Raw genomic sequence first — 26,035 nt, 5'->3', positions numbered from 1 at the left:
AAAATAATTCGAGTGATTAAAGGCAACAAGCGAGTGAGTTCCCTGGAGCATAGATAACCAGGGGACTGGGGTGAGCGACAAATCAGCCGGGAGCAGATTTGAACGTCGCGTGCGACGGCCCGTCAGGGCGAGGCCCATAGATGGGCCGAGTAATCCGTAGCCAACACATAAGCCACTTGAAATATGAAGGGGATATAAAAAAGGGCCGCTTACGCGGCCCGCTTGACTACAGTGGCGACAGGCCGGGGTTATTTCTTGCCTTCAACCCACTTACCGTCGACGAAGAACGCTGACCATCCCGTCGCCTTCCCGTCTTTTTCCGCCGCAACGTACTGCTGTTTTGTTTTGCGGCTAAAGCGAACAACGGTTTTATTGCCTTCTGGATCCTGCTGCGGCGCATCCGCCAGATAACGCAGTTTTTCCGGCAGGCGATCGCGGAACCGGTAAAGCTCCTCGACTAATGGCGCGCGCGTTTCGCGTGATTTCGGGAACGTATTGGCCGCCAGGAATATCCCTGCGGCGCCATCGCGCAGCACAAAGTACGCGTCCGATTTTTCACACGGCAGTTCCGGTAATGGAACGGGATCTTCCTTCGGCGGCGCAACTTCGCCGTTACGCAAGATCTTACGGGTATTTTTACATTCGTCGTTAGTACAGGCCATGTACTTACCAAAACGCCCCATTTTCAGGTGCATTTCGGAACCACATTTCTCACACTCAACGATCGGGCCGTCATACCCTTTGATGCGAAACTCGCCTTCTTCAATCTCGTAGCCGTCACAGGTCGGGTTATTACCACACACATGCAATTTACGCTTCGGATCGATCAGATAGCTGTCCATCGCCGTACCGCACTTCTGACAGCGCCGCTTGGCGCGCAGGGCGTTGGTTTCGGCGTCGTCGCCTTCCAGCACGTTCAGAACTTCATTTTCCGGCACCAGGTTAATGGTCGTTTTACAACGCTCTTTCGGCGAAAGCGCATAACCTGAACAACCAAGGAAAACCCCCGTACTGGCAGTACGAATTCCCATTTTACGGCCACAGGTTGGACAGTCGATGCTGGTCAGCACCATCTGGTTAGGACGCATCCCCCCTTCTTCCGGATCTTTCTCGGCTTTATCGAGCTGCTGAGTAAAATCGCTGAAGAAGTTATCCAGTACCGCTTTCCACTCGGCCTGGTGATTCGCAACTTGATCCAGACTATCTTCCATCTGCGCGGTAAAATCGTAGTTCATCAATTCGCGGAAGTTTTCTTCCAGCCGGTCGGTGACGATTTCACCCATTTTTTCCGCATAGAAGCGACGGTTTTCAACGCGAACATAGCCGCGATCCTGAATGGTCGAGATAATCGACGCATAGGTAGACGGACGACCAATACCGCGCTTCTCAAGCTCTTTAACCAGAGAAGCCTCGCTGAAACGGGCTGGCGGTTTAGTAAAGTGCTGAGCAGGCGTCAATTCAAGTAGCGTCAGCGCATCGCCCTTATTCACGGCAGGCAATGTGCGATCTTCATCGCCTTTACGTAGCGCCGGCATCACTTTTGTCCAGCCGTCAAAGCGCAAAATACGCCCACGCGCTTTCAGACGGAATTCGCCTGCGCCAACGGTAAGCGTAGTGGAGTCATATTGTGCTGGCGTCATCTGACAGGCGACAAACTGACGCCAAATTAGCTGATACAACTTCTGCGCGTCAGCCTCCATGTCTTTCAGCGACTCCGCCATGACAGCAACGTCGGAAGGACGGATCGCTTCGTGCGCTTCCTGAGAGTTTTCTTTGCTGGCGTACTGGTTCGGGTTATCCGGCAGGTATTTCTTGCCGAAATTATCGCCAATATAGCCGCGCACCATGTTGACCGCATCCTGACTCAGGTTGGTGGAGTCGGTACGCATATAGGTGATGTAGCCCGCCTCATACAGACGCTGCGCCATCATCATGGTTTTCTTCACGCCAAAGCCCAGCCGGGTGCTGGCCGCCTGTTGTAGCGTGGAGGTGATAAACGGCGCGCCAGGTTTGCTGCTGGTCGGTTTGTCTTCACGCTCCAGTACGCTATAGCGCGCTTTTTCCAACAAGCTGACGGCGGCAAGCGTCTGCTCGCGATTTACCGGCCGGAATGGCTTGTCGTTCTGATGCGTGACCTGTAGCGGTAGCGCCTCGCCAGACGGCGTCGTCGTATTAGCGTCAATTTCCCAGAACTCTTCCGGAACAAACGCTTTAATCTCGCGCTCGCGCTCAACGACCAGACGGACCGCGACAGACTGAACGCGACCTGCCGACAAACCACGGGCGATCTTTTTCCACAGCAGCGGCGAGACCATATAGCCTACCACGCGATCCATAAAGCGGCGCGCTTGCTGGGCGTTGACCCTGTTAATGTTCAGCTCGCCCGGCTGTTCAAACGCCTGGCGAATGGCATTTTTGGTTATTTCGTTAAAGACTACGCGACTGTAGCGCGCGTCATCGCCGCCGATCACTTCCCGCAGGTGCCATGCAATGGCTTCCCCTTCGCGGTCAAGGTCGGTTGCGAGATAGATGTGGTCGGCTTTTTCCGCCAACTGTTTCAGTTCAGAGACGACCTTCTCTTTACCGGGCAGCACTTCATAGTGCGCATCCCAGTTGTGCCACGGGTCAACCCCCATACGGTTGACGAGAGCGCCACGTTCATCCTTTTTGGGCTTTTTAGCCGTTTTGGTGGAGGTAGAGTCGGCGCTCTTTTTAGCTGCTGAGCCACTGGTCGGCAAATCACGGATATGACCCACGCTGGATTTCACCACGTAGTCATTACCCAGATACTTGTTGATCGTTTTGGCTTTTGCCGGGGACTCAACGATGACAAGAGCTTTACCCATATTCACCTTTACCTAAGTTGATTCTTCCAGGAATGCGTCGCACGTTGATTCACCTTCCACTGGCGACGAGACAACGATATATGGTCTCTGCGTCTGCGGATATCAACCCCTTGTACTGGCTTTGTGTACGAAATGTAACCCTCAGGTGACTGAGTTAACAGGCTTTTTTGCACACACGCGCTATAGCACGACGGAATTTTGGTCGAATGTCAAGCAATTCTGTTGCCAGATTGACGAAAGCGTCACACTGTACCTGATAAAATTCGATACGCAACTTTATTAGCATGCAAAAACAAATCTTGCCAGTGAACGCAACATGACAAATCCATCAATTTCCTGTGAGAATATTTGCCCATCAGAAGTGCTCAGCGTAGACTAATCTCCTTGTTTAAGGAGTAAAAAATGCATAAAGAGACGCAACCTATCGATCGCGAAACACTGTTGCTTGAAGCCAACAAAATTATTCGGGAACATGAAGACACGATGGCAGGTATTGTCGCCACCGGCGTAACGCAGAGAAATGGCGTGCTGGTTTTCAGCGGCGATTACTTTTTAGACGAGCAAGGGTTACCGACCCCTAAAAGCACCGCGGTGTTTAACATGTTTAAACACCTGGCGCATGTGCTGTCTGAGAAGTATCACCTGGTGGATTAATCCATGCCGGATGGCGCTGAATGCCATCCGGCAATAGCGGTTTACATCAATGGCTTTTGTCCACGCTGCCACCAGCGCAGCAGCAGCCGATCCGCGCTTTCCGCCGCGCTGCCGGTAACACGATCGATCAGTTTTTTACGCTGCATATAGCGCACATTCAGCACCTCGCGCCCTTCCATCAGGCCGAGGATAACCTCATCGCTGGTGTTAATCTCATCAACCAGTCCTTTCTCCAGCGCCTGCTGACCGTACCAGTGTTCGCCCGTGGCGACCTGTTCAATGTCCAGAGCCGGACGCATCCGCTGCACAAACTCTTTGAACAGATAGTGCGTTTCGTTGAGATCTTCACGAAACTTCTGCCGCCCTTCTTCCGTATTCTCGCCTAACAATGTCAGGGTACGTTTGTACTGCCCTGCGGTATGCAGTTCAATATCAATGTCTTTACTTTTGAGAAAGCGGTTAAAGTTCGGAATTTGCGCGACAACACCAATTGACCCCACAATAGCGAACGGCGCCGCGATAATTTTTTCCGCCACGCAGGCCATCATGTAACCTCCGCTTGCCGCGACTTTATCCACCGTCACGGTCAGCGGAATATTTTTATCGCGCAGGCGCTGCAATTGCGATGCCGCCAGGCCATAGCCATGCACAACGCCACCGGGGCTTTCCAGACGCACAACCGCCCGATCGCCGGGTTTCGCCACTGCCAGCACCGCCGTGACCTCTTCGCGTAACGCATTAACTTCGTGAGCATCCATACTGCCTTTGAAATCTATCACCCATACACGCGGTTTGTCCGATGTCGCAATGTCCCCCAGCTTCGCTTTCGCTTTGGCGGCTTTCGCCTCCTGCTTATGCTTTTTTTTCTGCGCTTTATGCCACAGTTTTTGCTGATGGCCATCCATCAACGCCGCAGCAAGGTCATCCTTCATCTCCTGATACTGCTCGCTCAAATTGGTCACGCGCAGCTCGCCGCGCTGACGTTTGCGTTGCGTAGCATTCACGATCAGCAGCACAATGACGGCAATGGCCACCACAACGGTGACGATTTTTGCCAAAAATAAGCCATATTCAGACAACAATTCCACGACTCCCACCTTGATTAAATAACGCGACTTGCGCTCAGTGTACAACAGGCATCGAAGTCAGTCTCTCTTCATCCGTATGCCTGTTGAGGAAGAAAAAGTATGACAAGACGTTCATTTTACGGCGTTATCGCCCCTGTCTGATTGAAAAAAAAGGCGCTTTCAGGCATAAACCCGAAAAGTTAACGCGAAGATAAGACAACCTGGCAGGACGGTGCACCACACCGTTGAGGAGTAGCCATGCATTACCAACCGAAACAAGATCTATTGCAAAACCGCATTATTCTGGTCACTGGTGCCAGCGATGGCATTGGGCGGGAAGCCGCGCTCACGTATGCGCGTTACGGCGCAACGGTGATTCTGCTGGGACGCAACGAAGAGAAACTGCGTCGGGTCGCGCAGCACATTGCTGACGAGCAACATGTTCAACCACAGTGGTTTACGCTCGATCTGCTGACCTGCACCGCTGAAGAGTGCCGGCAAGTGGCCGACCGCATCGCCGCGCACTATCCCCGCCTGGATGGCGTCCTGCACAATGCCGGGTTACTGGGGGAAATCGGCCCAATGAGCGAACAAGATCCGCAGATCTGGCAGGATGTCATGCAGGTAAACGTTAACGCCACCTTTATGCTCACCCAGGCGCTGTTACCGTTATTATTGAAGTCCGATGCCGGCTCGCTGGTCTTTACGTCATCAAGCGTTGGCCGTCAGGGACGCGCCAACTGGGGCGCCTATGCCACCTCGAAGTTTGCTACTGAAGGAATGATGCAGGTGCTGGCGGACGAATACCAGAACCGTCCTCTGCGTGTTAACTGCATTAACCCGGGCGGCACGCGCACCAGTATGCGCGCCAGCGCCTTTCCGACGGAAGATCCACAGAAATTAAAAACGCCTGCCGATATTATGCCGCTTTACCTGTGGCTTATGGGCGACGACAGTCGCCGTAAAACCGGTATGACCTTTGACGCCCAACCGGGCCGTAAACCAGGAATCGCCCAATGAGTGATGAACGTTATCAGCAGCGCCAGCAGAAGGTAAAAGATCGGGTTGACGCCCGTGTCGCCCAGGCACAGGAAGAGCGCGGTATTATTATCGTGTTTACTGGCAATGGTAAGGGCAAAACCACGGCGGCTTTCGGAACTGCCGCCCGCGCCGTAGGACACGGTAAAAACGTAGGCGTGGTGCAATTTATTAAGGGCACCTGGCCCAACGGCGAGCGTAATCTGCTGGAACCGCATGGCGTCGAATTTCAGGTGATGGCAACGGGATTTACCTGGGAGACGCAAAATCGCGAGGCAGACACCGCAGCATGTATGGCCGTTTGGCAGCATGGGAAACGGATGCTGGCCGATCCGCTGCTTGATATGGTGGTCCTGGATGAGCTGACCTATATGGTGGCGTATGACTATTTGCCGCTGGAAGAGGTCATAAGCGCGCTAAACGCGCGCCCTGGTCACCAGACGGTGATTATTACAGGTCGCGGCTGTCACCGGGATATTCTTGATCTTGCGGATACCGTCAGCGAACTGCGTCCGGTTAAACATGCTTTCGACGCGGGCGTAAAAGCCCAGATGGGAATTGATTATTAACCGTAGGCCGGATTAAGGCGTTTGCGCCGCCATCCGGCACAAACCCTCTTGTCTGATGATTCTCGGCCTATAGACCGTGGTAGAGATTACCCGTTGTTATTACGCCCACCGGAGCGGCGTCCGCCAGCTATCTGGCTGTGGCGTTTTACCGCCCGACGGATCTGGTTCGCTTTCATACGACGACGGTCTTTTTCGACGGCAACCTTCGACGAGGTTTCCGGCGGGAGCTCTACCAGACCACGCAGATAGTTCGTTTGCGCGAGGTCGAGCTCAGTCCAGCCACCGCGCGGCAGGCCTTTCGGCAGCGGGATATCGCCGTAACGAACGCGGATCAAACGGCTGACCTGAACGCCTACCGCTTCCCACAGTCGGCGAACTTCGCGGTTGCGCCCTTCCGTCAGCGTCACGTTATACCACTGGTTAATGCCTTCGCCGCCGCTGAATTTAATGGTCTTAAATGCCGCCGGACCATCTTCCAACTGTACGCCACGGCTTAAATCACGCAGTTTCGATTCATCCACCTGACCGAACACGCGCACGGCATATTCACGTTCAACTTCACGACTAGGGTGCATCAGGCGGTTCGCCAGTTCACCGTCGGTGGTAAACAACAATAGCCCGCAGGTGTTGACATCCAGACGTCCTACCGCAATCCACCGCGCGCCGCGCAGTTTCGGTAAGCGATCAAAAACGGTTGGCCGCCCTTCAGGGTCATTGCGGGTACACAGTTCACCTTCTGGTTTGTAATAGGCCAGAACGCGGCAAATTTGTTCCGCCGACTCTTTCACCGAAATCAGGTGACCGTCAATACGGATTTTCAAACCGGGAGTGACTTCAACACGATCGCCAAGCGTGGCGATTTTACCGTCAACGCTGACACGTCCCGCTTCAATAATGGATTCGATTTCACGGCGAGAGCCGTGGCCAGCGCGCGCCAGCACTTTTTGTAACTTTTCGCTCATAGAGCTTCCTTCAGGTGTCGCCTTCACAGGCGTCGAACAGGAGAATGAACGGCGCGTTGCCGCGCCATTTTAAGGCCGCGTAGTATACAGGCTTACGCCCTTATAAGAAAGGTGTAACGTCGCCGACGCCTTCGCGCAGCACCACCGGGGAGTCATTGGTCAAATCGATTACCGTGGTAGGCTGTTGACCGAGGTAACCACCGTGGATGATCAGATCCACCTGCTTCTCCAGCCGATCTTTAATCTCCTCCGGGTCCGACTCGGTAAAATCGCTGCCAGGCAGCATCAACGACGTCGAGAGCATCGGTTCGCCCAGCGTATCCAATAACGCCAGCGCAATCGGGTTTGACGGTACGCGCAGGCCGATAGTTTTACGCTTTTCCTGCAACAGACGGCGCGGCACCTCTTTTGTCCCCTTCAGGATAAAGGTGTAATTACCCGGCGTATTGTTTTTCATCAGACGAAATGCCACGTTGTCGACGTAGGAGTAGGTCGACAACTCGGACAAATCGCGGCACATCAGCGTGAAGTTGTGGCCGTCCGGCAGATGACGGATGCGGCAAATGCGCTCCATTGCGCCTTTGTCTTCAATTTTACAACCAAGGGCATAGCCGGAATCGGTTGGATAAACAATAACACCGCCTTTACGCACAATGTCGACGGCCTGATTAATCAGCCGTTGCTGTGGGTTATCCGGATGGATATAAAAAAACTGGCTCATACTTCCCTCACTGTGATATTTGCGGCTGTTCCCATGCCTGCCATACGCCTTCAACGCCAGCGGGCAGCCAGAGTTTACGCCCCAACTCAATCCACGGGCAGGGCTGATGGAAATCAGATCCAAGCGATGCCCATAAATGATGCTGACGCGCAAGCGTCGCCAGTTGGGTGCGTTCATTGGGTGATTGTTGGCACTGCGCCACTTCCATCGCGTCGCCGTGATGGTCGGCAAAATGCGCCACTAATCTTTTCAGCCACTTAGCGCTAAGGTCGTAGCGTCCCGGGTGGGCCAACACCGCCTTACCGCCAGAATGATGAATGACATCAATAGCTTGTTCTATTGTACACCACTGCGGCGGAACGTAACCGGTTTTCCCACGCGCGAGATATTTTTTAAAAACCTCCGCCATGGTCGTGGCTTTGCCGCACTCCACCAGAAAGCGGGCGAAGTGGCCGCGCGTCACCGCGCCGCCATTGGCCAGTCTCAATGCCCCTTCCCACGCGCCGGGAATATGGGCTTTTTCCAGACGCTCCGCAATGAGCCGACCACGCGCCTGACGCCGATGTGTCTGCTGCGCTAGAAAATCGCGCATTGCCGGGTGCGCAATATCAATATTCAGACCCACAATGTGAATCTCATGATTCTCCCAGACCGTTGAAATCTCCACGCCGGGAATCAGATTCAGGGCCAGCCCGCAACGTGAAATTTCTTCTCTTGCCGCAGGAATCGCAGCTGTGGTGTCATGATCGGTAATCGCCAGCGTGCCGACTCGCATCTCTACCGCACGGTGTACTAATGTTTCTGGCGTCAACAGTCCATCGGACGCCGTGGTATGACTGTGCAGATCGTAAATCACTGCGTAATTCGTGTCGCTCAAGGCGGCTCCCATAGAGATAAAGGTATGTCATGTACATCATAACGGTTCCGGCAAATATACTGAAATAGGTGTTGACATTATTCCATTGAACCAGTTAACTAGTACGAAAGTTCACATGAAGAGGGTATCTAAAATGGCAGCGACATTTGCATTACACGGTTGGTGGCGCACTTCCTGATAGCGGGCGGTGTATGAACAGCTGTAATCAGCCAAACGATACCCGGCCCGCCTGTTAAGCGGGCTTTTTTTTGAACAAAATAATGAGAATAACCATGCAAACACCAAAACCCACGCTCGAACTGTTGACCTGCGATGCCGCCTACCGGGAAAACCCAACGGCGCTTTTTCACCAGGTCTGCGGCGATCGCCCGGCAACGCTGCTGCTGGAATCCGCGGATATCGACAGTAAAGACGATTTAAAAAGCCTGCTGCTGGTAGATAGCGCGCTGCGCATTACCTCTTTAGGTGACACTGTCACTATTCAGGCGTTATCTGATAATGGCGCCTCGTTATTACCGCTACTGGATACCGCCCTGCCCGCTGGCGTGGAGAACGAAGTCCTGCCTGCCGGTCGCATTCTACGCTTTCCGCCCGTCAGCCCATTATTAGATGAAGACGCCCGTTTATGCTCTCTGTCGGTATTTGATGCGTTCCGCCTCTTACAGGGAGTGGTGAACATACCGACGCAAGAGCGGGAGGCTATGTTTTTCGGCGGTCTGTTTGCCTACGACCTGGTCGCTGGCTTTGAAGCGCTGCCACACCTTGAGGCTGGCAATAACTGCCCGGACTACTGCTTTTATTTAGCGGAAACGCTGATGGTGATAGATCATCAGAAAAAAAGCACCCGTATTCAGGCCAGTCTGTTCACCGCCAGCGACCTGGAAAAACAGCGCCTCAACGCCCGCCTGGCGTACCTTAGCCAACAGTTAACCCAGCCTGCGCCGCCGTTGCCGGTGACGCCGGTGCCGGACATGCGCTGTGAATGCAATCAGAGCGATGACGCGTTCGGCGCGGTGGTACGCCAGTTGCAAAAAGCCATCCGCGCGGGCGAGATATTTCAGGTGGTGCCGTCGCGCCGCTTTTCACTGCCCTGCCCGTCGCCGTTGGCTGCCTACTACGTGCTGAAAAAGAGCAACCCCAGCCCGTATATGTTCTTTATGCAGGATAATGATTTCACGCTTTTCGGCGCGTCGCCGGAAAGCTCGCTGAAATATGACGCCGCCAGCCGTCAGATTGAGATTTACCCCATCGCGGGTACCCGTCCACGCGGTCGCCGCGCCGATGGTACGCTGGACAGAGATCTCGACAGCCGTATTGAGCTGGACATGCGTACCGACCATAAAGAGCTTTCCGAACATCTGATGCTGGTCGATCTGGCGCGCAATGACCTGGCGCGCATCTGTACGCCGGGCAGTCGCTACGTTGCCGATCTGACCAAAGTTGACCGCTATTCGTACGTGATGCATCTGGTTTCCCGGGTAGTGGGCGAACTGCGTCACGATCTCGACGCGCTGCACGCCTATCGCGCCTGCATGAACATGGGCACCCTGAGCGGCGCGCCGAAAGTACGCGCCATGCAGTTGATTGCCGATGCGGAAGGACAGCGCCGCGGCAGCTATGGCGGCGCGGTCGGTTACTTCACCGCCCACGGCGATCTGGACACCTGTATTGTTATCCGCTCCGCGCTGGTGGAGAACGGTATCGCCACCGTACAGGCGGGCGCCGGAATCGTGCTGGACTCTGTTCCGCAGTCTGAAGCCGATGAAACCCGTAATAAAGCGCGCGCCGTATTGCGTGCTATCGCCACCGCGCATCATGCACAGGAGACCTTCTGATGGCTGATATTCTGCTGCTCGATAACATCGACTCGTTTACCTGGAACCTGGCAGATCAGCTACGGACCAACGGTCATAACGTGGTGATTTACCGTAACCATATTCCGGCGCAGACGCTTATCGATCGCCTGGCGACAATGAAAAATCCGGTGCTAATGCTCTCCCCCGGTCCGGGCATTCCCAGCGAGGCAGGCTGTATGCCGGAGCTGCTGACCCGACTACGCGGCAAGTTACCGATCATCGGCATTTGTCTGGGGCATCAGGCGATTGTCGAAGCTTACGGCGGTTATGTCGGTCAGGCGGGAGAAATCCTGCATGGCAAAGCCTCCAGCATTGAACATGACGGTCAGGCGATGTTCGCCGGTCTGGCGAATCCGCTACCGGTCGCGCGTTATCATTCGCTGGTCGGCAGTAATGTTCCTGCCGGGCTAACCATTAACGCCCATTTCAACGGCATGGTGATGGCGGTACGTCATGATGCGGATCGCGTTTGCGGTTTTCAATTTCATCCTGAGTCCATCCTGACGACACAGGGCGCGCGTCTACTGGAGCAAACATTAGCCTGGGCGCAGCAAAAGCTGGAACCGACCAACACCCTACAGCCAATTCTGGAGAAACTCTATCAGGCGCAAACTCTGACGCAACAAGAGAGCCATCAGTTGTTTTCGGCGGTCGTCCGCGGCGAACTTAAGCCTGAACAGCTCGCCGCCGCGCTGGTGAGCATGAAAATTCGCGGCGAGCATCCCAATGAAATTGCCGGCGCCGCCACTGCGTTGCTGGAAAATGCCGCCCCGTTCCCGCGCCCGGACTATCTGTTTGCGGATATCGTTGGTACCGGCGGCGATGGCAGTAACAGTATCAATATCTCTACCGCCAGCGCCTTTGTCGCGGCGGCCTGTGGACTGAAAGTGGCGAAACACGGCAACCGCAGCGTATCCAGCAAATCGGGGTCATCCGATCTGTTGGCGGCGTTCGGTATTAATCTGGATATGAACGCCGATAAATCACGTCAGGCGTTAGATGAACTGGGCGTCTGTTTCCTGTTCGCGCCGAAATATCACACCGGATTCCGTCACGCGATGCCGGTTCGCCAACAGTTAAAAACGCGAACCCTGTTCAACGTACTCGGCCCGCTGATCAACCCGGCGCATCCGCCGCTGGCGTTGATTGGCGTCTATAGCCCGGAATTGGTGCTGCCGATTGCGGAAACCTTACGAGTATTGGGCTATCAGCGCGCGGCGGTGGTACATAGCGGCGGCATGGATGAGGTTTCGCTCCATGCGCCGACGATTGTCGCGGAGCTGCATGACGGCGAAATTAAAAGCTATCAACTTACGGCGGAGGATTTTGGCCTGACGCCTTACCATCAGGATCAGTTGGCTGGCGGCACGCCGGAAGAAAACCGTGACATTCTGACGCGGTTATTACAAGGTAAAGGCGATGCCGCGCATGAGGCCGCCGTCGCCGCCAACGTGGCGATGCTGATGCGTCTGCATGGTCAGGAAGATCTCAAGGCCAACGCGCAAACCGTGCTTGATGTTCTGCGCAACGGCACCGCATATGACAGAGTCACCGCACTGGCGGCAAGAGGGTAAATAATGCAAACCGTTTTAGCGAAAATCGTCGCAGACAAGGCGATTTGGGTAGAAGCCCGCAAACAGCAACAGCCGCTGGCCAGCTTTCAAAATGAGATCCAGCCAAGTACACGCCATTTTTATGATGCGCTCCAGGGCGCGCGTACCGCCTTTATTCTGGAGTGTAAGAAAGCATCGCCATCAAAAGGCGTGATTCGCGATGATTTCGATCCGGCGCGTATTGCCAATATTTATCAACATTACGCCTCGGCAATCTCGGTGCTCACCGACGAAAAATATTTTCAGGGTAGCTTCGATTTTCTGCCGGTCGTTAGCCAAAGCGCACCGCAGCCGATTCTGTGTAAGGATTTTATTATCGATCCCTATCAGATCTACCTTGCCCGTTACTATCAGGCCGATGCCTGTTTACTGATGCTCTCGGTTCTGGATGACGAACAGTATCGCCAACTCTCCGCCGTCGCGCACAGTCTGAAAATGGGCGTGCTCACGGAGGTCAGTAATGACGAAGAACGGGAGCGCGCGATAGCGTTAGGCGCAAAAGTGGTAGGTATCAACAATCGCGATCTGCGCGATCTGTCGATTGATTTGAATCGCACCCGCCAGCTGGCGCCAAAACTGGGCCACGGCGTGACTGTCATCAGCGAGTCCGGGATTAACACCTATGGTCAGGTACGCGAACTGAGCCACTTCGCCAACGGTTTTTTAATTGGCTCGGCGTTAATGGCGCATGACGATCTTAACGCCGCCGTCCGTCGCGTGCTGCTTGGCGAAAATAAAGTCTGCGGCCTGACCCGCGCCCAGGACGCTAAAGCGGCCTGTGACGCTGGTGCAATATATGGCGGGTTGATTTTTGTGCCCTCATCTCCACGCGCGGTGAGCGTTGAGCAGGCGCGAGAAGTGATAAGCGGCGCGCCATTGCAGTATGTCGGCGTTTTCCAGAACGCTGATATCGCCGATGTTTGCCAGAAAGCCGCCGTCCTGTCGCTTTCTGCCGTACAGCTACATGGCAGCGAAGACCAGGCGTATGTCAACGCGCTGCGCGAGGCGTTGCCGCGCAATGTGCAAATCTGGAAGGCGCTGAGCGTTAGCAATGCCCTTCCCGCACGCGATTATCACCATGTCGATAAATACATTTTCGACAATGGGCAAGGCGGCAGCGGGCAGCGCTTCGACTGGTCACTGCTACAGGGGCAACCGCTGGATGATGTGTTACTGGCGGGCGGGCTGGCGGCCGATAACTGCGTCCAGGCGGCGCAAGTCGGCTGTGCCGGTCTCGATTTTAATTCAGGTGTGGAGTCACAGCCGGGCATCAAAGATGCTCGTCTTCTGGCCTCGGTTTTTCAGACACTGCGCGCATATTAAGGAAAAAACATGACAACACTTCTCAACCCCTACTTTGGTGAATTCGGCGGCATGTATGTGCCGCAGATCCTGATGCCTGCGCTGAACCAGCTTGAAGAGGCCTTCGTCAGCGCGCAAAAAGATCCTGAATTTCAGGCGCAATTCGCCGATCTGCTAAAAAACTACGCGGGACGCCCCACCGCGCTGACGAAATGCCAGAACATTACCGCCGGTACGCGTACCACGTTGTATTTAAAGCGCGAAGATTTACTGCACGGCGGCGCACACAAAACCAATCAGGTACTGGGTCAGGCGCTGCTGGCCAAACGGATGGGGAAAAGCGAGATTATCGCTGAAACCGGCGCCGGTCAGCACGGCGTCGCCTCTGCGCTCGCCAGCGCCCTGCTGGGTCTGAAATGCCGTATCTATATGGGTGCCAAAGACGTTGAGCGCCAGTCGCCGAACGTCTTCCGTATGCGTCTGATGGGCGCTGAGGTTATCCCGGTTCATAGCGGCTCCGCTACGCTAAAAGATGCCTGTAACGAGGCGCTGCGCGACTGGTCCGGTAGTTACGAAACGGCGCACTATATGCTCGGCACGGCGGCAGGACCGCATCCCTATCCCACCATCGTTCGCGAGTTCCAACGCATGATTGGCGAAGAGACGAAAGCGCAAATCCTCGACAAAGAGGGTCGTCTGCCAGATGCCGTTATCGCTTGCGTCGGTGGCGGATCAAACGCTATCGGGATGTTTGCGGATTTTATTAATGATACCAGCGTCGGGCTAATAGGCGTTGAACCTGGTGGTCATGGTATTGAAACCGGCGAGCATGGCGCGCCGCTTAAACATGGTCGCGTTGGCATCTATTTCGGGATGAAAGCGCCGATGATGCAAACAGCAGACGGGCAAATTGAAGAGTCCTATTCCATTTCCGCCGGGCTCGATTTCCCGTCCGTTGGGCCGCAACATGCGTACCTGAACAGCATCGGACGCGCGGATTATGTCTCCATTACCGATGATGAGGCGCTGGAAGCCTTCAAAACGTTGTGCCGCCATGAGGGAATTATCCCGGCGCTGGAGTCCTCCCACGCGTTGGCGCACGCTCTGAAAATGATGCGCGAGCAGCCGGAAAAAGAGCAACTGCTGGTGGTCAATCTCTCTGGCCGCGGAGATAAAGACATCTTTACCATACACGATATCCTGAAAGCGCGAGGGGAAATCTGATGGAACGCTACGAAAATTTATTTGCCCAACTCAACGATCGCCGGGAAGGCGCTTTTGTCCCCTTCGTGACCCTGGGCGACCCTGGCATTGAACAGTCACTGAAAATTATTGACACACTGATTGACGCTGGCGCCGACGCTCTGGAGCTGGGGGTTCCCTTCTCCGATCCTCTGGCCGATGGCCCTACCATCCAGAATGCGAACTTACGCGCCTTCGCCGCTGGCGTCACGCCGGCTCAGTGTTTTGAAATGCTGGCGCTGATTCGTGAAAAACACCCGACCATTCCGATTGGCCTGCTAATGTACGCGAATCTGGTGTTCAATAACGGCATAGATGCGTTCTATGCCCGTTGTGAACAGGTTGGCGTAGATTCCGTGCTGGTCGCAGATGTCCCGGTTGAAGAATCGGCCCCCTTCCGCCAGGCAGCGTTACGGCATAATATCGCGCCGATCTTCATCTGCCCGCCAAATGCGGATGACGATCTTCTGCGCCAGGTCGCATCTTACGGCCGCGGTTATACCTACCTGCTTTCGCGTTCGGGCGTCACCGGCGCAGAAAACCGTGGCGCATTGCCGTTGCATCATCTCATTGAGAAGCTTAAAGAGTACCACGCCGCGCCTGCGTTACAGGGCTTCGGTATCTCCTCGCCGGAACAGGTGTCTGCGGCCGTGCGTGCCGGGGCGGCTGGCGCTATCTCCGGCTCAGCCATTGTCAAGATTATCGAGAAAAACCTCGCGTCTCCCGAACAGATGTTGGCGGAGCTCAGGTCCTTTGTCTCAGCGATGAAAGCCGCCAGCCGCGCATAACGGGTTAAGCCGTCAGCATAACGCTGGCGGCTTAATGAGAGGTTGGCGCCAAACCAGAATCACGATTCAGGCGTACATCATCAATCTTTTTGGTGTTATTCCCCGTCCAGCTTTCAAAAAGTCTGAAGTCAATTTTTGCTAAGAAAACTCCTAATCACGCCGAAAAATTTAGCGTTTTCACGTCAATTTCCCCCGCCTTTATGTAAAGAAATGTCAACAAACAATGCATTAACGTTTCCAGGGCCGCAGATAGTGACTCTTGTTATTAATAACAATGCAAAGCATTTTCTGTTAAATCGCTTATTCTAAAAGAAAATATAGAATATATTATCTCTAAACCATTTTTTGTGCGTTATTTACGCGGTAAATCACAACTATTTCCGTCAATTTGACTAATCGGTTTAACCAACTAATTTTAATAGGGTGTCGACACGATTAAAACCGATTTTTTCAGCAAGCAACGAGACAGGAGAAATAATATGGCCGAACATCGTGGTGGTTCAGGAAATTTCGCCGAGAATCGTGAAAAAGCATCTGAAGCGGGCCGCAAAGGCGGTCAGCATAGCGGCGGGAATTTCAAAAACGATCCGCAACGAGCTTCTGAAGCCGGTAAAAAAGGTGGTCAGAATAGTCACGGCGGACGTAAATCCGATAATTCCTGATTTACTGTAATGTAAATATAACACATGCTTTTATCAAGCAATCTGCGAGTCTTCTGGCTCGCAGTATTTTGCCCAGGAGAATTAGATTTATGAATATCAAAACCGTTGAAGACCTTTTTATCCATCTACTTTCAGATACCTATAGTGCAGAAAAACAATTAACCAAGGCTCTTCCTAAACTTGCCAGAGCCACGTCCAATGAAAAATTAAGCCAGGCCTTTCAATCTCATCTTGAAGAAACCCAGGGTCAGATTGAACGTATTGATCAGATCGTCGAATCTGAATCTGGCATTAAACTGAAAAGAATGAAATGCGTCGCTATGGAAGGGCTGATTGAAGAAGCCAATGAAGTCATCGAAAGTACGGAGAAAAACGAAGTACGCGATGCAGCGCTTATCGCCGCGGCGCAAAAAGTCGAGCATTACGAAATCGCCAGCTACGGCACGCTAGCCACCCTGGCCGAGCAGCTCGGCTATAGCAAAGCATTAAAACTGCTCAAAGAAACCCTCGACGAGGAAAAACAAACTGATTTAAAACTTACCGATTTAGCAGTCAGCAATGTTAATAAAAGTGCTGAACGCAAATCGAAATAATATTTTTAATTATCAGCTTGCATGATTCCGATTTTATTATCGGAGCAGATTATCACGCATTGAGGAATGTAAAATGAATTATACTGAACATTATCATGACTGGCTTCGTGACGCCCATGCCATGGAAAAACAGGCAGAATCGATGCTTGAATCTATGGCCAGCCGTATTGAAAATTATCCTGATATAAAAGCCAGAATTGAACAACATATTAGTGAAACCAAACATCAAATTACCATGCTCGAAGAAGTATTGGACCGTAATGGCATTTCTCGTTCGGTGTTGAAAGACTCCATGAGTAAAATGGCAGCAATGGGGCAATCTATCGGTGGCATGTTCCCTTCCGATGAAATTGTCAAAGGCTCAATTAGCGGTTATGTTTTCGAGCAGTTCGAAATTGCTTGTTATACCTCCCTGCTGGCGGCGGCAAAAAAAGCTGGCGACACTGCCTCAATTCCGACGATTGAAGCCATTCTGAAAGAAGAAATGCAAATGGCTGACTGGCTTATCAAACATATTCCGCAGACAACGGAACAATTTTTACTGCGATCTGAAGCAGATGGCGTTGAAGCCAAAAAATAAATAATAAGCAGGAGGCAATATGTTTCGACACGTAAAACAACTTCAATATACAGTGCGAGTGAGCGAGCCTAATCCTGGATTAGCGAACCTGCTGCTGGAACAGTTTGGCGGCCCGCAGGGCGAACTGGCGGCCGCCTGCCGCTACTTCACGCAAGGTTTAAGCGATGATGATGCCGGTCGTAGAGAGATGTTAATGGACATCGCCACCGAGGAGCTGAGTCATCTGGAAATTATCGGCTCACTGGTAGGAATGCTTAATAAAGGCGCTAAAGGCGAGCTGGCGGAAGGCACCGAAAACGAAGCGGAACTTTATCGCTCGCTGACGCAGAATGGTAATGACAGCCATATCACCTCTCTGCTGTATGGCGGCGGCCCGGCGTTGACGAACTCCGGCGGCGTACCGTGGACCGCGGCTTATATTGATACTATCGGCGAAGTCACAGCCGATCTACGCTCAAACATCGCGGCAGAGGCGCGAGCGAAGATCATTTATGAACGCCTGATTAATCTGACCGACGATCCCGGCGTAAAAGACACGCTCAGTTTCTTAATGACCCGTGAAGTCGCGCACCAGCTCTCTTTTGAAAAGGCGCTGTATTCGATTCGTAACAACTTCCCGCCGGGTAAATTACCGCCGGTAGAACAGTATACCGACGTGTACTACAACATGTCGCAAGGCGACGATCCGCGAGGTAGCTGGAATAGCGATGAGAACTTCAACTATGTCGCAGAACCGATGCCTGCTGTTGATGGCGGCGATGGCCTGGCGACAGTGAAATTGCCGCGCGAGCAGATGGCGCTGCTCAAAGCGATGGCAGAAAGAACGAAATCGGACCCCACCGTTGATCCTCTCACTGGCGCAGAACTAGGCTGCGGCGAACCGAAAGAAGACAAGTGAGTTCCGACAAGTAAAATCCGTGTGTCATGTCCTTTTTTGACCCCGCCTGGCGGGGTCTTTTTTCGTCACAACATCACGCGATTAGAAACGATAGCCTGCCGAGAACATAAATACCCATGGGTCCAGACGCACGCTGTCATGATGCTGAACGCCGCCCATTTTATAATTGGCGGTAGTATCAATATCCATGTACCAGACAGAGGCGCCAATTAACCAGTCGCGGTTAATCAGGTAATCTACCCCAACTTGCCCTGCCGCGCCCCAGGAATCCTTAAAGCTCAGATCGGACAGCCCGGCATTTTTACCATTATCGTTAAAGTCGTTATCGAAGAAGGTGGTGTAGTTCACCCCCACGCCGACATAAGGACGCACTTTGCTGCTGGAATCGCCGAAGTACCACTGCGCCATTAACGTTGGCGGTAACAGGTGAACCGTGGCGATATCTCCCGTCGCGCCCGTACCCACCTTATGGCGGAACGGCGTGGCCGCCAGCAATTCAACCCCGATATTGTCCGTCGCCATGTAAGTGAATGTCAGGCCGAGTTGCGTGTTATTACTCACATCAAACCCGTTTAAATGCCCCAGCGTACCACCCGCCCCTTCTGTAGGTCTGACGGTTGCCGGACCTGCACGCATAAAGAATTCTCCGGCTTCGTGCGCGAACGCGCTGCCTGAGAGAAGAGTTGTTAACGCCAGTGCCGCCACTGTAAATTTTTTCATACCCGCTCCATCGTTATGGTTATAAAAGCGTGATGAATATACCCACAATGAAGTAATAAGTGATCTAACACAGATCACATTTGTTCTTATAATTTAACATTTATTGATCCAGATTAATTTAGAACTTGTATTGAAAATCCTGGTTATAGGAGTTCAGATCAATTTTGACATATTCACGCTATGCAAATATTTGTCTGCTCCTGTTGCCCTGGCGATAAAGGCTGGCTAAGGTAATCAATGTCCCGCAATGGCGCGTGGCGGTAAGATTCGCGAACACTGCGGGACAGATTAATTTCCGTTGTAATCTATTGATACGTGAGTTTTTTGCAGGTGAATCATGAGCGTTCTTAACCCATGCATGACATGCGGTGCCTGTTGTGCCTATTTTCGTGTCTCCTTTTATTGGGCTGAAGGCGACGATGCCAGCGGGCGCGTTCCGGCGTCATTAACCGAGCCTGTTACCCCTTTTTTACGTTGTATGGCCGGTACCAACCAAAAACAGCCGCACTGTAAAGCGCTAATTGGCACGCCGGGTGAAAACGTCAGTTGCGCTATTTATGAAAACCGCCCTTCAACCTGTCGCGAATTTTCGATATCGGGCGAAGGAGGCGAAGTGAATGAGGCGTGTAATCGCGCCCGCGCGCGATACGGATTACCGCCGCTTTACAAAGATATGCTTTTCCATACAACTGCTGATGCTGCCACTGTAGAGTTATCCAGGGTACAATTGCCCGCAAATTAACACCTGCAAAACTCAAGGAGAGTGCATGTCTATCACGGCGAAGTCCGTTTACCGTGACGCCGGAAATTTTTTCCGAAATCAATTTATTACTATCTTGCTGGTTTCGTTGCTGTGCGCATTTATCACGGTGGTCTTAGGTCATGCCTTTTCACCCAGCGATGCGCAAATCGCGCAACTCAGTGAAGGAGAACATCTGGCAGGCAGCGCTGGCCTGTTTGAGCTGGTACAAAATATGACGCCGGAGCAGCAGCAGATCCTGTTGCGCGCCTCTGCCGCCTCGACGTTTTCCGGGCTTATCGGCAACGCTATTCTGGCCGGCGGTATCATCCTGATGATTCAGTTAGTTTCAGCGGGACATCGGGTTAGCGCGCTGCGCGCTATCGGCGCCAGCGCCCCTGCATTGCCTAAACTGTTTATTCTTATTTTTCTGACTACCCTGTTAGTGCAAATCGGTATAATGCTGATTGTCGTTCCGGGGATTATTATGGCCATTGTGCTGGCGCTTGCGCCAGTGATGTTGGTTGAAGAGAAAATGGGCGTGTTTGCCGCAATGCGCAGCAGTATGCGTTTAGCCTAGGCTAACATGAGACTGGTCGCGCCTGCGGTGATAGGCTGGTTACTGGCTAAAACATTGCTATTGCTGTTCGCGCCCAGCTTCGCTGTACTGACCCCAAATGTAGGCGCTGTACTGGCGAATACGTTGAGCAATCTGATTTCCGCAGTGTTGCTTATCTACTTATTCCGCCTGTATATGTTGATTCGCCAATAATCCGCAATGCGCCGTTACGCGGCGCATTCGACGCTCGTTGATGATGGAATCGAAGAATGAAGCAGTTTCTGGATTTTTTACCGCTGGTTGTCTTTTTTGCGTTTTATAAACTTTATGACATCTATGCGGCGACCTCCGCACTGATTGTCGCGACGGCAATCGTGCTGATTTATAGCTGGGTGCGCTATCGGAAAATAGAGAAGATGGCGCTGATTACCTTTGTTCTGGTTGCCGTCTTCGGCGGTCTGACGCTCTTCTTCCATAACGATGAATTTATTAAATGGAAGGTGACGGTTATTTATGCGCTGTTCGCCGGCGCGCTGTTAATAAGCCAGTGGGTGATGAAAAAACCGTTAATCCAACGTATGTTAGGTAAAGAACTGGCGTTGCCGCAGCAGGTCTGGTCAAAGCTGAACCTGGCGTGGGCGCTGTTTTTTATTGCGTGCGGTCTGGCTAACATTTATATCGCCTTCTGGTTGCCGCAAAATATCTGGGTCAACTTTAAGGTCTTTGGACTCACGGCGCTGACGCTCATTTTTACCCTGCTGAGCGGCGTCTATATCTACCGGCATCTGCCACAGGAAGATAAATCATAACCCTCCCGTGACTTATCATCGCCAGACTGCGAACGCCTGGCGATATTTTCTCCGCCTTTACGCCCTGCGCTTTCCCGTCAGTACCTTTATTCCCACTATTCTCCACACAAAATTCATAGTAGCATCGCGGCTGTAATTTTTTCTGATAGTCGGTTTTACAATGACAACAATGGATAATACTCCTCAGGGCGAGCTGGTTTTACGTACATTGGCCATGCCTGCCGATACCAATGCGAACGGCGATATTTTTGGCGGCTGGCTGATGTCGCAAATGGATATTGGCGGCGCGATACTGGCCAAAGAGATCGCGCACGGTCGGGTTGTAACCGTACGCGTGGAAGGAATGACATTTCTGCGCCCCGTCGCGGTTGGCGATGTCGTATGCTGCTACGCGCGCTGCGTTAAACGCGGTACGACGTCTATTAGCATAAATATTGAAGTCTGGGTGAAAAAAGTCGCGTCAGAACCGATTGGGCAGCGCTACAAGGCCACCGAGGCGCTGTTTATTTATGTTGCCGTCGATCCGGACGGTAAACCTCGCCCGCTCCCGGTTCAGGGTTAAGTATACCCGCTTACGCCGCCAGCAGGTGATGGTATATTCCTGGCTGGCGGCGCCAGAGATTACTCAATCTGCGCCGTACCGTTCAGACGGAAGATAATATTGACCACCAGCCCGGAACCCGGCTTGCCTGCTTCATAGCGCCATTTTCGCATCGCATTCTTAACTTCACGCTCAAACATATTGGCTGGCTGCGCGGATAGAATCTGTACATTTTCCACTCGCCCAGCAGAGGTCACGTCAAACTTCACCTTTACGCGGCCTTCAATACGTAACGCCTGTGCTCGCGCCGGATACTGCGGCTGGTTACGGCTCAGAGCGCGAGGTCCAGTGGGCACGCTCACCGCGGGCTTGCTGGTCGCCGATGCGGTGCTGCTTGTTGGCCGCACCGGGGCGCTATTTTCAAACGGTGAGGCAGGACGCGGCGCGGCTGGTTTGACTTCGCGCTTCGGCTGCTCTTCAACCTTTTTCACCGGTTTCGGTTTTGGCTTGGGTTTTGGCTTAGGTTTGGGTTTCTCAATCACCACGGGCGCTTCTTTAGGCGGTTCAGGGATCGGCTCTGGCTCCGGTTCGGGTTCGGGTTCAACCACCGGCTCCGGCGGCGGCTGAACCGCCTGGGGCGGCTCCAGGTCAGCGGGTGAAACCATTGTCACCGTGATAGGCTGCGCTGGCGCAGGCAATTCAATAACCTGATGTACCGAGGTATAGAGCAAACCTGCCACTACAGCACCATGAATGCCTACGGAAAGGAGTGTCGGCCAGGGAAAGCGACGAGGTAAATCAAGGGTCATTGAAGTCATAATCGTTTCAGTTGAAAAACCAGAGCTGAATTTTAAATGCAAATAGCAATCATATTCAATAAGGCATTGCCGATAGCGGCATTTAAAAGATGATATCGCGCAAAAACACCACACAAAATGTGCATGTTTAACAAAGTCGGTATCTTTACATTGCAGTTAAATGCCCTTTCCAATAACGTAATCAGCAACTTTTACCGATTAAGGAGCTCTACCCGTGCTGTATGTTATTTACGCTCAGGACAATGCCAACTCGCTTGAAAAACGCCTCTCGGTACGGCCCGCGCATCTGGCGCGCCTGCAACTTCTGCATGATGAAGGGCGATTATTAACTGCCGGGCCGATGCCCGCAGTGGACAGTAACGATCCTGGGGTAGCCGGATTTACCGGGTCAACGGTCATTGCTGAATTTGAATCTTTAGAAGCAGCGCAATCCTGGGCTGATGCGGATCCCTACGTCGCAGCGGGCGTCTATGCACAGGTTTCGGTCAAACCGTATAAGAAGATCTTTTGAAAAGGATGGCCTGTTGGGCACCGCATACGGTGCCCTTTCTGGCTCACACACCGTGAATCGCAAAGAGTAATGAATTACGCTGACGATTAAAGATGCATTTCCTGATGGTATGGATACGCATATTACGGCGTGATTGCCCTTCAAGCCAACGCGCTTTACGGCGGCTCGCCTGACGTAGCATTCGCCAGCGCCCCACTTCCGTTCTACTACGCTTCATGTTTACGACTCTCACTGTAACAGAAGCGCCATTATACCCCCTCGCCGGATGCAGACCAGCGCTTTTCCCGTGTTTTTATTTGCCATGTGAATCCTGACGCGTAAACTCTTAACAACACGCTTTCTAAAGGATTTTTAAAGTTATGACAACCTTCTACACCGTGGTGAGTTGGCTGGTCATTTTGGGATACTGGATTCTCATTGCCGGCGTCACATTACGTATTCTAATGAAACGGCGCGCAGTTCCCTCCGCAATGGCCTGGTTGTTAATCATCTATATCCTTCCGCTGGTCGGGATCATCGCCTATTTGTCCGTGGGCGAATTGCATTTAGGCAAACGTCGCGCCGAGCGTGCCCGCGCCATGTGGCCGTCTACCGCCAAATGGTTGAATGATCTCAAAGCCTGCAAACACATTTTCGCGCAAGAAAACAGTAGCGTCGCATCGTCCTTGTTTAAGCTGTGCGAACGACGTCAGGGGATTGCGGGCGTCAAAGGCAACCAGTTGCAATTGCTTACCGACTCCGATGATGTCATGCAGGCGCTTATTCGCGATATCCAACTGGCGCGGCATAATATCGAAATGGTGTTTTACATCTGGCAGCCAGGCGGCATGGCGGATCAGGTCGCTGAATCGTTAATGGCCGCCGCCCGCCGCGGCATCCACTGCCGGCTTATGCTGGACTCCGCGGGTAGCGTCGCTTTCTTCCGCAGCCCCTGGGCGGCCATGATGCGTAACGCTGGCATTGAAGTCGTAGAAGCGCTGAAGGTGAATCTGATGCGCGTCTTTTTACGCCGTATGGATCTTCGCCAGCACCGTAAAATGGTGATGATTGACAATTACATCGCCTATACCGGCAGTATGAATATGGTGGACCCGCGTTTTTTCAAACAGGATGCCGGCGTTGGGCAATGGGTCGATTTGATGGCGCGGATGGAGGGCCCCGTGGCGACAGCAATGGGGATTGTTTACTCCTGCGATTGGGAAATCGAGACGGGTAAACGCATTCTGCCTCCCCCGCCGGATGTGAATATTATGCCGTTTGAGCAGGCCAGCGGGCATACCATTCATACCATTGCTTCCGGCCCTGGTTTTCCGGAAGATCTCATTCACCAGGCACTATTAACCGCCACCTATGCTGCGCGCGAATATTTAATTATGACCACGCCATATTTCGTCCCCAGCGACGATCTGCTGCACGCTATTTGTACCGCTGCGCAGCGCGGCGTGGATGTCAGTATTATCCTGCCCCGTAAAAATGATTCACTGCTCGTCGGCTGGGCCAGTCGCGCCTTTTTTAGCGAGTTACTGGCGGCGGGCGTGAAAATCTATCAGTTCGAAGGCGGGCTGTTACATACCAAAAGCGTGCTGGTCGATGGCGAACTGAGCCTGGTCGGTACCGTGAATCTCGACATGCGTAGCCTGTGGCTTAATTTCGAGATTACGCTGGTCATTGATGATACGGGTTTCGGCGCCGATCTGGCTGCGGTACAGGACGATTATATTTCGCGCTCCCGCCTGTTAGATGCGCGTTTGTGGGTAAAACGTCCGTTATGGCAGCGTATTACCGAGCGATTGTTTTACTTCTTTAGTCCATTGCTGTAAAACGTGACCAACATGAGTAAACAGGTAGTCACTATGGAAATGGATCTGAACAATCGCCTGACTGAAGACGAAACGCTTGAGCAGGCTTACGATATTTTTCTTGAGCTGGCGGCGGATAATCTTGATCCGGCTGATATCATTCTGTTCAATTTGCAATTCGAGGAGCGCGGCGGCGCGGAGTTGTTTGATCCCGCTGAAGACTGGCAAGAGCACGTCGATTTTGACCTGAATCCAGACTTTTTTGCCGAGGTGGTAATTGGCCTGGCGGATACCGAAGACGGCGAAATTAACGACATTTTCGCCCGCGTTCTGCTGTGCCGGGAAAAGGACCACAAGCTGTGCCATATTCTCTGGCGCGAATAAGCGGTTCAGGCCGGATGGCGTTTGATTGCGCCCTCCGGCAAGCCTGTTTAATCCGGTAGCTTACTGCCGCATCGATTACAATATTGCGCGCTATGTTCATGCTGGCTTTGCTGGCACTGCGGACATTTTCGCTGCCAGTGACGTTTTTGAAACGCGCTGCTCATGTGCGTGGTAATCAGTCCTGTAGGAATCGCAATCACCGAATAACCAATCAAAATAAGCACCGACGCGACAATACGTCCCAGCGGCGTATGCGGCGTAATATCACCGTACCCCACGGTTGTGACTGTCACTATCGCCCAATACACCGAGGCATTAAGCGTCGTGAAGCCATATTTCGGTCCTTCAATAAGATACATCAGGGCACCGAAAATAATCATCACGATCGCAATAAATGAATAGAACAGAATAAGCTGATGACGCGCGCTAATAATGGCGCTCCAGAATACGCGCAGGGATGGCATAAAGCGTAGCAGTTTAAGAATACGCAGCACGCGAATCGCTCGCATAGCGCGCCAGGCAAACATATAGTTCAGGCTAATTTCCGGCCACAGCCACATGACGTACAGCGGCAAAATCGTCACCAGATCAATAAATCCCCAGAAACTAAAAACGTATTTTGCCGGTTCGGGCCAGCTAAACAGTCTGAGCAAGTATTCACCGGTAAATATCAGGGTAACGCAGAGCTCCAGCCAGACAAAAATATGCCATTCATCAAATGTCAGGTGATATTCCGTTCCTACGCCTGATTCAACAAAAATGACCAGTACGCTAAGCAGCGCAAACAGCGCGCATAACCCTTCAAAACGGCGACCTGAGCGCGTAGTCAAATCGAACAGATTATGATAAAGACGACGGCGAACCGACGACAAAGAAAGTGACACGGT

At 52.8% G+C, this 26,035-nt stretch carries 28 protein-coding genes, 1 pseudogene and 1 other annotated feature; of the genes and pseudogenes, 20 read left to right on the top strand and 9 right to left on the bottom strand.

All coding sequences use genetic code 11. The features are described 5' to 3' along the window. Nucleotides 1-248: 248 nt before the first annotated feature. Nucleotides 249-2,846: a type I DNA topoisomerase gene (gene topA / locus ACH0VJ_RS01050; RefSeq protein WP_000513593.1), complete on the bottom strand. Its 2,598-nt coding sequence runs from the start codon at nucleotides 2,844-2,846 to the stop codon at nucleotides 249-251. 402 nt (nucleotides 2,847-3,248) lie between these two features. Here topA and ACH0VJ_RS01045 point away from each other — a divergent pair, with 402 nt between their 5' ends. Further along, entirely contained in the window at nucleotides 3,249-3,500 is a 252-nt protein-coding gene (locus ACH0VJ_RS01045) for a YciN family protein (protein ID WP_000548616.1), read from the top strand. Nucleotides 3,501-3,541: 41 nt separating this feature from the next. Here the strand turns inward: ACH0VJ_RS01045 and sohB are convergent, their stop codons facing one another. Further along, nucleotides 3,542-4,588, bottom strand: a complete 1,047-nt coding sequence (gene sohB, locus ACH0VJ_RS01040; RefSeq protein ID WP_000422083.1) for a protease SohB — start codon at nucleotides 4,586-4,588, stop codon at nucleotides 3,542-3,544. 237 nt (nucleotides 4,589-4,825) lie between these two features. Between sohB and ACH0VJ_RS01035 the strand changes: the two genes are divergently transcribed. Continuing rightward, nucleotides 4,826-5,587, top strand: a complete 762-nt coding sequence (locus tag ACH0VJ_RS01035) for a YciK family oxidoreductase (protein WP_000559308.1) — start codon at nucleotides 4,826-4,828, stop codon at nucleotides 5,585-5,587. Beyond that, nucleotides 5,584-6,174, top strand: a complete 591-nt coding sequence (gene cobO, locus ACH0VJ_RS01030; RefSeq protein ID WP_001278856.1) for a cob(I)yrinic acid a,c-diamide adenosyltransferase — start codon at nucleotides 5,584-5,586, stop codon at nucleotides 6,172-6,174. The genes ACH0VJ_RS01035 and cobO overlap by 4 nt, the downstream gene beginning before the upstream one ends. An 86-nt stretch (nucleotides 6,175-6,260) precedes the next feature. Here the strand turns inward: cobO and rluB are convergent, their stop codons facing one another. From rluB to rnm, 3 genes are all read right to left on the bottom strand, one after another. Further along, entirely contained in the window at nucleotides 6,261-7,136 is an 876-nt protein-coding gene (gene rluB / locus ACH0VJ_RS01025; protein WP_001291233.1) for a 23S rRNA pseudouridine(2605) synthase RluB, read from the bottom strand. A gap of 100 nt (nucleotides 7,137-7,236) precedes the next feature. Beyond that, nucleotides 7,237-7,857 carry an L-threonylcarbamoyladenylate synthase gene (locus ACH0VJ_RS01020; protein WP_000077250.1) on the bottom strand — a complete coding sequence of 207 codons (621 nt, stop codon included), beginning with the start codon at nucleotides 7,855-7,857 and terminating at the stop codon, nucleotides 7,237-7,239. 7 nt (nucleotides 7,858-7,864) lie between these two features. After that, nucleotides 7,865-8,746, bottom strand: coding sequence for an RNase AM (gene rnm, locus ACH0VJ_RS01015; protein ID WP_000500433.1), 882 nt, complete (start codon nucleotides 8,744-8,746; stop codon nucleotides 7,865-7,867). 121 nt (nucleotides 8,747-8,867) lie between these two features. On the opposite strand from rnm, the gene trpL reads away from it, so the two are divergent. From trpL to ACH0VJ_RS00965, 10 genes are all read left to right on the top strand, one after another. After that, nucleotides 8,868-8,912 carry a trp operon leader peptide gene (trpL, locus tag ACH0VJ_RS01010; protein WP_010989026.1) on the top strand — a complete coding sequence of 15 codons (45 nt, stop codon included), beginning with the start codon at nucleotides 8,868-8,870 and terminating at the stop codon, nucleotides 8,910-8,912. Next, nucleotides 8,889-8,984 (top strand) — a sequence feature (Trp leader region). Its footprint overlaps the gene before it by 24 nt. A gap of 22 nt (nucleotides 8,985-9,006) precedes the next feature. Next, nucleotides 9,007-10,569: an anthranilate synthase component I gene (gene trpE, locus ACH0VJ_RS01005; RefSeq protein ID WP_001194395.1), complete on the top strand. Its 1,563-nt coding sequence runs from the start codon at nucleotides 9,007-9,009 to the stop codon at nucleotides 10,567-10,569. Then, entirely contained in the window at nucleotides 10,569-12,164 is a 1,596-nt protein-coding gene (gene trpD, locus ACH0VJ_RS01000; RefSeq protein ID WP_000763483.1) for a bifunctional anthranilate synthase glutamate amidotransferase component TrpG/anthranilate phosphoribosyltransferase TrpD, read from the top strand. Before trpE ends, trpD begins: the two co-directional genes overlap by 1 nt. 3 nt (nucleotides 12,165-12,167) lie before the next feature. After that, nucleotides 12,168-13,526, top strand: coding sequence for a bifunctional indole-3-glycerol-phosphate synthase TrpC/phosphoribosylanthranilate isomerase TrpF (gene trpCF, locus ACH0VJ_RS00995; protein ID WP_001195280.1), 1,359 nt, complete (start codon nucleotides 12,168-12,170; stop codon nucleotides 13,524-13,526). Nucleotides 13,527-13,535: 9 nt separating this feature from the next. Continuing rightward, complete coding sequence (gene trpB / locus ACH0VJ_RS00990) at nucleotides 13,536-14,729, top strand: tryptophan synthase subunit beta (RefSeq protein WP_079833522.1); 1,194 nt, start codon at nucleotides 13,536-13,538, stop codon at nucleotides 14,727-14,729. After that, entirely contained in the window at nucleotides 14,729-15,535 is an 807-nt protein-coding gene (trpA, locus tag ACH0VJ_RS00985) for a tryptophan synthase subunit alpha (RefSeq protein WP_000443029.1), read from the top strand. Before trpB ends, trpA begins: the two co-directional genes overlap by 1 nt. 479 nt (nucleotides 15,536-16,014) lie before the next feature. Continuing rightward, nucleotides 16,015-16,197, top strand: a complete 183-nt coding sequence (locus tag ACH0VJ_RS00980; RefSeq protein ID WP_000807657.1) for a general stress protein — start codon at nucleotides 16,015-16,017, stop codon at nucleotides 16,195-16,197. Between the two features lie 89 nt (nucleotides 16,198-16,286). After that, a complete protein-coding gene (locus ACH0VJ_RS00975; RefSeq protein WP_001022822.1) occupies nucleotides 16,287-16,790 on the top strand; it encodes a ferritin-like domain-containing protein in 504 nt (167 codons plus the stop codon). A gap of 73 nt (nucleotides 16,791-16,863) precedes the next feature. Beyond that, the gene (locus ACH0VJ_RS00970; RefSeq protein WP_001109977.1) at nucleotides 16,864-17,370 is read left to right on the top strand and encodes a ferritin-like domain-containing protein; all 507 of its coding nucleotides are present in this window, start codon (nucleotides 16,864-16,866) and stop codon (nucleotides 17,368-17,370) included. Between the two features lie 19 nt (nucleotides 17,371-17,389). Continuing rightward, nucleotides 17,390-18,268 carry a manganese catalase family protein gene (locus tag ACH0VJ_RS00965; RefSeq protein ID WP_000488349.1) on the top strand — a complete coding sequence of 293 codons (879 nt, stop codon included), beginning with the start codon at nucleotides 17,390-17,392 and terminating at the stop codon, nucleotides 18,266-18,268. A gap of 81 nt (nucleotides 18,269-18,349) precedes the next feature. On the opposite strand, the gene ompW is transcribed toward ACH0VJ_RS00965, so the two are convergent. After that, nucleotides 18,350-18,988, bottom strand: a complete 639-nt coding sequence (ompW, locus tag ACH0VJ_RS00960; RefSeq protein WP_000714799.1) for an outer membrane protein OmpW — start codon at nucleotides 18,986-18,988, stop codon at nucleotides 18,350-18,352. A gap of 337 nt (nucleotides 18,989-19,325) precedes the next feature. Here ompW and ACH0VJ_RS00955 point away from each other — a divergent pair, with 337 nt between their 5' ends. The 4 genes and pseudogenes from ACH0VJ_RS00955 (at nucleotide 19,326) to yciA (ending at nucleotide 21,657) form a co-directional block, all read left to right on the top strand. After that, nucleotides 19,326-19,730: a YkgJ family cysteine cluster protein gene (locus ACH0VJ_RS00955; protein ID WP_000114955.1), complete on the top strand. Its 405-nt coding sequence runs from the start codon at nucleotides 19,326-19,328 to the stop codon at nucleotides 19,728-19,730. A 25-nt stretch (nucleotides 19,731-19,755) separates the two neighbouring features. Next, nucleotides 19,756-20,499 (top strand): annotated as a pseudogene (locus tag ACH0VJ_RS00950) (YciC family protein). Nucleotides 20,500-20,555: 56 nt separating this feature from the next. Then, on the top strand, nucleotides 20,556-21,095 hold the full coding sequence (locus tag ACH0VJ_RS00945) for a septation protein A (RefSeq protein ID WP_000808682.1): 540 nt from the start codon (nucleotides 20,556-20,558) through the stop codon (nucleotides 21,093-21,095). A 160-nt stretch (nucleotides 21,096-21,255) separates the two neighbouring features. After that, nucleotides 21,256-21,657: an acyl-CoA thioester hydrolase YciA gene (gene yciA, locus ACH0VJ_RS00940; protein ID WP_000210317.1), complete on the top strand. Its 402-nt coding sequence runs from the start codon at nucleotides 21,256-21,258 to the stop codon at nucleotides 21,655-21,657. A 59-nt stretch (nucleotides 21,658-21,716) separates the two neighbouring features. Here the strand turns inward: yciA and tonB are convergent, their stop codons facing one another. After that, nucleotides 21,717-22,445: a TonB system transport protein TonB gene (gene tonB, locus ACH0VJ_RS00935; protein WP_001520573.1), complete on the bottom strand. Its 729-nt coding sequence runs from the start codon at nucleotides 22,443-22,445 to the stop codon at nucleotides 21,717-21,719. Nucleotides 22,446-22,668: 223 nt separating this feature from the next. On the opposite strand from tonB, the gene ACH0VJ_RS00930 reads away from it, so the two are divergent. Beyond that, nucleotides 22,669-22,965 carry a YciI family protein gene (locus tag ACH0VJ_RS00930; protein ID WP_000967605.1) on the top strand — a complete coding sequence of 99 codons (297 nt, stop codon included), beginning with the start codon at nucleotides 22,669-22,671 and terminating at the stop codon, nucleotides 22,963-22,965. A 43-nt stretch (nucleotides 22,966-23,008) separates the two neighbouring features. Here ACH0VJ_RS00930 and ACH0VJ_RS00925 read toward each other — a convergent pair whose 3' ends face one another. Then, on the bottom strand, nucleotides 23,009-23,182 hold the full coding sequence (locus ACH0VJ_RS00925; protein ID WP_001531561.1) for a YciY family protein: 174 nt from the start codon (nucleotides 23,180-23,182) through the stop codon (nucleotides 23,009-23,011). Between the two features lie 142 nt (nucleotides 23,183-23,324). Between ACH0VJ_RS00925 and cls the strand changes: the two genes are divergently transcribed. Both cls and ACH0VJ_RS00915 read left to right on the top strand, forming a co-directional pair. After that, entirely contained in the window at nucleotides 23,325-24,785 is a 1,461-nt protein-coding gene (cls, locus tag ACH0VJ_RS00920) for a cardiolipin synthase (RefSeq protein WP_000206879.1), read from the top strand. A gap of 33 nt (nucleotides 24,786-24,818) precedes the next feature. After that, the gene (locus ACH0VJ_RS00915; protein ID WP_000425070.1) at nucleotides 24,819-25,148 is read left to right on the top strand and encodes an HI1450 family dsDNA-mimic protein; all 330 of its coding nucleotides are present in this window, start codon (nucleotides 24,819-24,821) and stop codon (nucleotides 25,146-25,148) included. A 47-nt stretch (nucleotides 25,149-25,195) separates the two neighbouring features. On the opposite strand, the gene ACH0VJ_RS00910 is transcribed toward ACH0VJ_RS00915, so the two are convergent. After that, entirely contained in the window at nucleotides 25,196-26,032 is an 837-nt protein-coding gene (locus ACH0VJ_RS00910) for an ion transporter (RefSeq protein WP_000059074.1), read from the bottom strand. Between the last annotated feature and the right edge of the window lie 3 nt (nucleotides 26,033-26,035).

Source organism: Salmonella sp. 2020_1459 (assembly GCF_043847915.1).
Classification (GTDB): domain Bacteria; phylum Pseudomonadota; class Gammaproteobacteria; order Enterobacterales; family Enterobacteriaceae; genus Salmonella; species Salmonella enterica.
The sequence above is the reverse complement of the archived record's forward strand: the minus strand, read 5'-3'. Positions and strand labels throughout refer to the sequence as shown.

Excerpts from the sequence above, each read along its gene's own strand:
- ACH0VJ_RS00970 (WP_001109977.1), top strand. The coding sequence starts at position 16,864 with ATGAATTATACTGAACATTATCATGACTGGCTTCGTGACGCCCATGCC.
- ACH0VJ_RS00945 (WP_000808682.1), top strand. The coding sequence starts at position 20,556 with ATGAAGCAGTTTCTGGATTTTTTACCGCTGGTTGTCTTTTTTGCGTTT.
- trpA (WP_000443029.1), top strand. The coding sequence starts at position 14,729 with ATGGAACGCTACGAAAATTTATTTGCCCAACTCAACGATCGCCGGGAA.
- ACH0VJ_RS01020 (WP_000077250.1), bottom strand. The coding sequence starts at position 7,857 with ATGAGCCAGTTTTTTTATATCCATCCGGATAACCCACAGCAACGGCTG.
- ACH0VJ_RS01045 (WP_000548616.1), top strand. The coding sequence starts at position 3,249 with ATGCATAAAGAGACGCAACCTATCGATCGCGAAACACTGTTGCTTGAA.
- ACH0VJ_RS01035 (WP_000559308.1), top strand. The coding sequence starts at position 4,826 with ATGCATTACCAACCGAAACAAGATCTATTGCAAAACCGCATTATTCTG.
- topA (WP_000513593.1), bottom strand. The coding sequence starts at position 2,846 with ATGGGTAAAGCTCTTGTCATCGTTGAGTCCCCGGCAAAAGCCAAAACG.
- tonB (WP_001520573.1), bottom strand. The coding sequence starts at position 22,445 with ATGACCCTTGATTTACCTCGTCGCTTTCCCTGGCCGACACTCCTTTCC.
- yciA (WP_000210317.1), top strand. The coding sequence starts at position 21,256 with ATGACAACAATGGATAATACTCCTCAGGGCGAGCTGGTTTTACGTACA.
- trpCF (WP_001195280.1), top strand. The coding sequence starts at position 12,168 with ATGCAAACCGTTTTAGCGAAAATCGTCGCAGACAAGGCGATTTGGGTA.
- ompW (WP_000714799.1), bottom strand. The coding sequence starts at position 18,988 with ATGAAAAAATTTACAGTGGCGGCACTGGCGTTAACAACTCTTCTCTCA.
- trpB (WP_079833522.1), top strand. The coding sequence starts at position 13,536 with ATGACAACACTTCTCAACCCCTACTTTGGTGAATTCGGCGGCATGTAT.
- rluB (WP_001291233.1), bottom strand. The coding sequence starts at position 7,136 with ATGAGCGAAAAGTTACAAAAAGTGCTGGCGCGCGCTGGCCACGGCTCT.
- ACH0VJ_RS00975 (WP_001022822.1), top strand. The coding sequence starts at position 16,287 with ATGAATATCAAAACCGTTGAAGACCTTTTTATCCATCTACTTTCAGAT.
- ACH0VJ_RS00955 (WP_000114955.1), top strand. The coding sequence starts at position 19,326 with ATGAGCGTTCTTAACCCATGCATGACATGCGGTGCCTGTTGTGCCTAT.
- trpD (WP_000763483.1), top strand. The coding sequence starts at position 10,569 with ATGGCTGATATTCTGCTGCTCGATAACATCGACTCGTTTACCTGGAAC.
- ACH0VJ_RS00980 (WP_000807657.1), top strand. The coding sequence starts at position 16,015 with ATGGCCGAACATCGTGGTGGTTCAGGAAATTTCGCCGAGAATCGTGAA.
- ACH0VJ_RS00965 (WP_000488349.1), top strand. The coding sequence starts at position 17,390 with ATGTTTCGACACGTAAAACAACTTCAATATACAGTGCGAGTGAGCGAG.
- rnm (WP_000500433.1), bottom strand. The coding sequence starts at position 8,746 with ATGGGAGCCGCCTTGAGCGACACGAATTACGCAGTGATTTACGATCTG.
- ACH0VJ_RS00915 (WP_000425070.1), top strand. The coding sequence starts at position 24,819 with ATGGAAATGGATCTGAACAATCGCCTGACTGAAGACGAAACGCTTGAG.
- cls (WP_000206879.1), top strand. The coding sequence starts at position 23,325 with ATGACAACCTTCTACACCGTGGTGAGTTGGCTGGTCATTTTGGGATAC.
- ACH0VJ_RS00925 (WP_001531561.1), bottom strand. The coding sequence starts at position 23,182 with ATGAAGCGTAGTAGAACGGAAGTGGGGCGCTGGCGAATGCTACGTCAG.
- trpE (WP_001194395.1), top strand. The coding sequence starts at position 9,007 with ATGCAAACACCAAAACCCACGCTCGAACTGTTGACCTGCGATGCCGCC.
- cobO (WP_001278856.1), top strand. The coding sequence starts at position 5,584 with ATGAGTGATGAACGTTATCAGCAGCGCCAGCAGAAGGTAAAAGATCGG.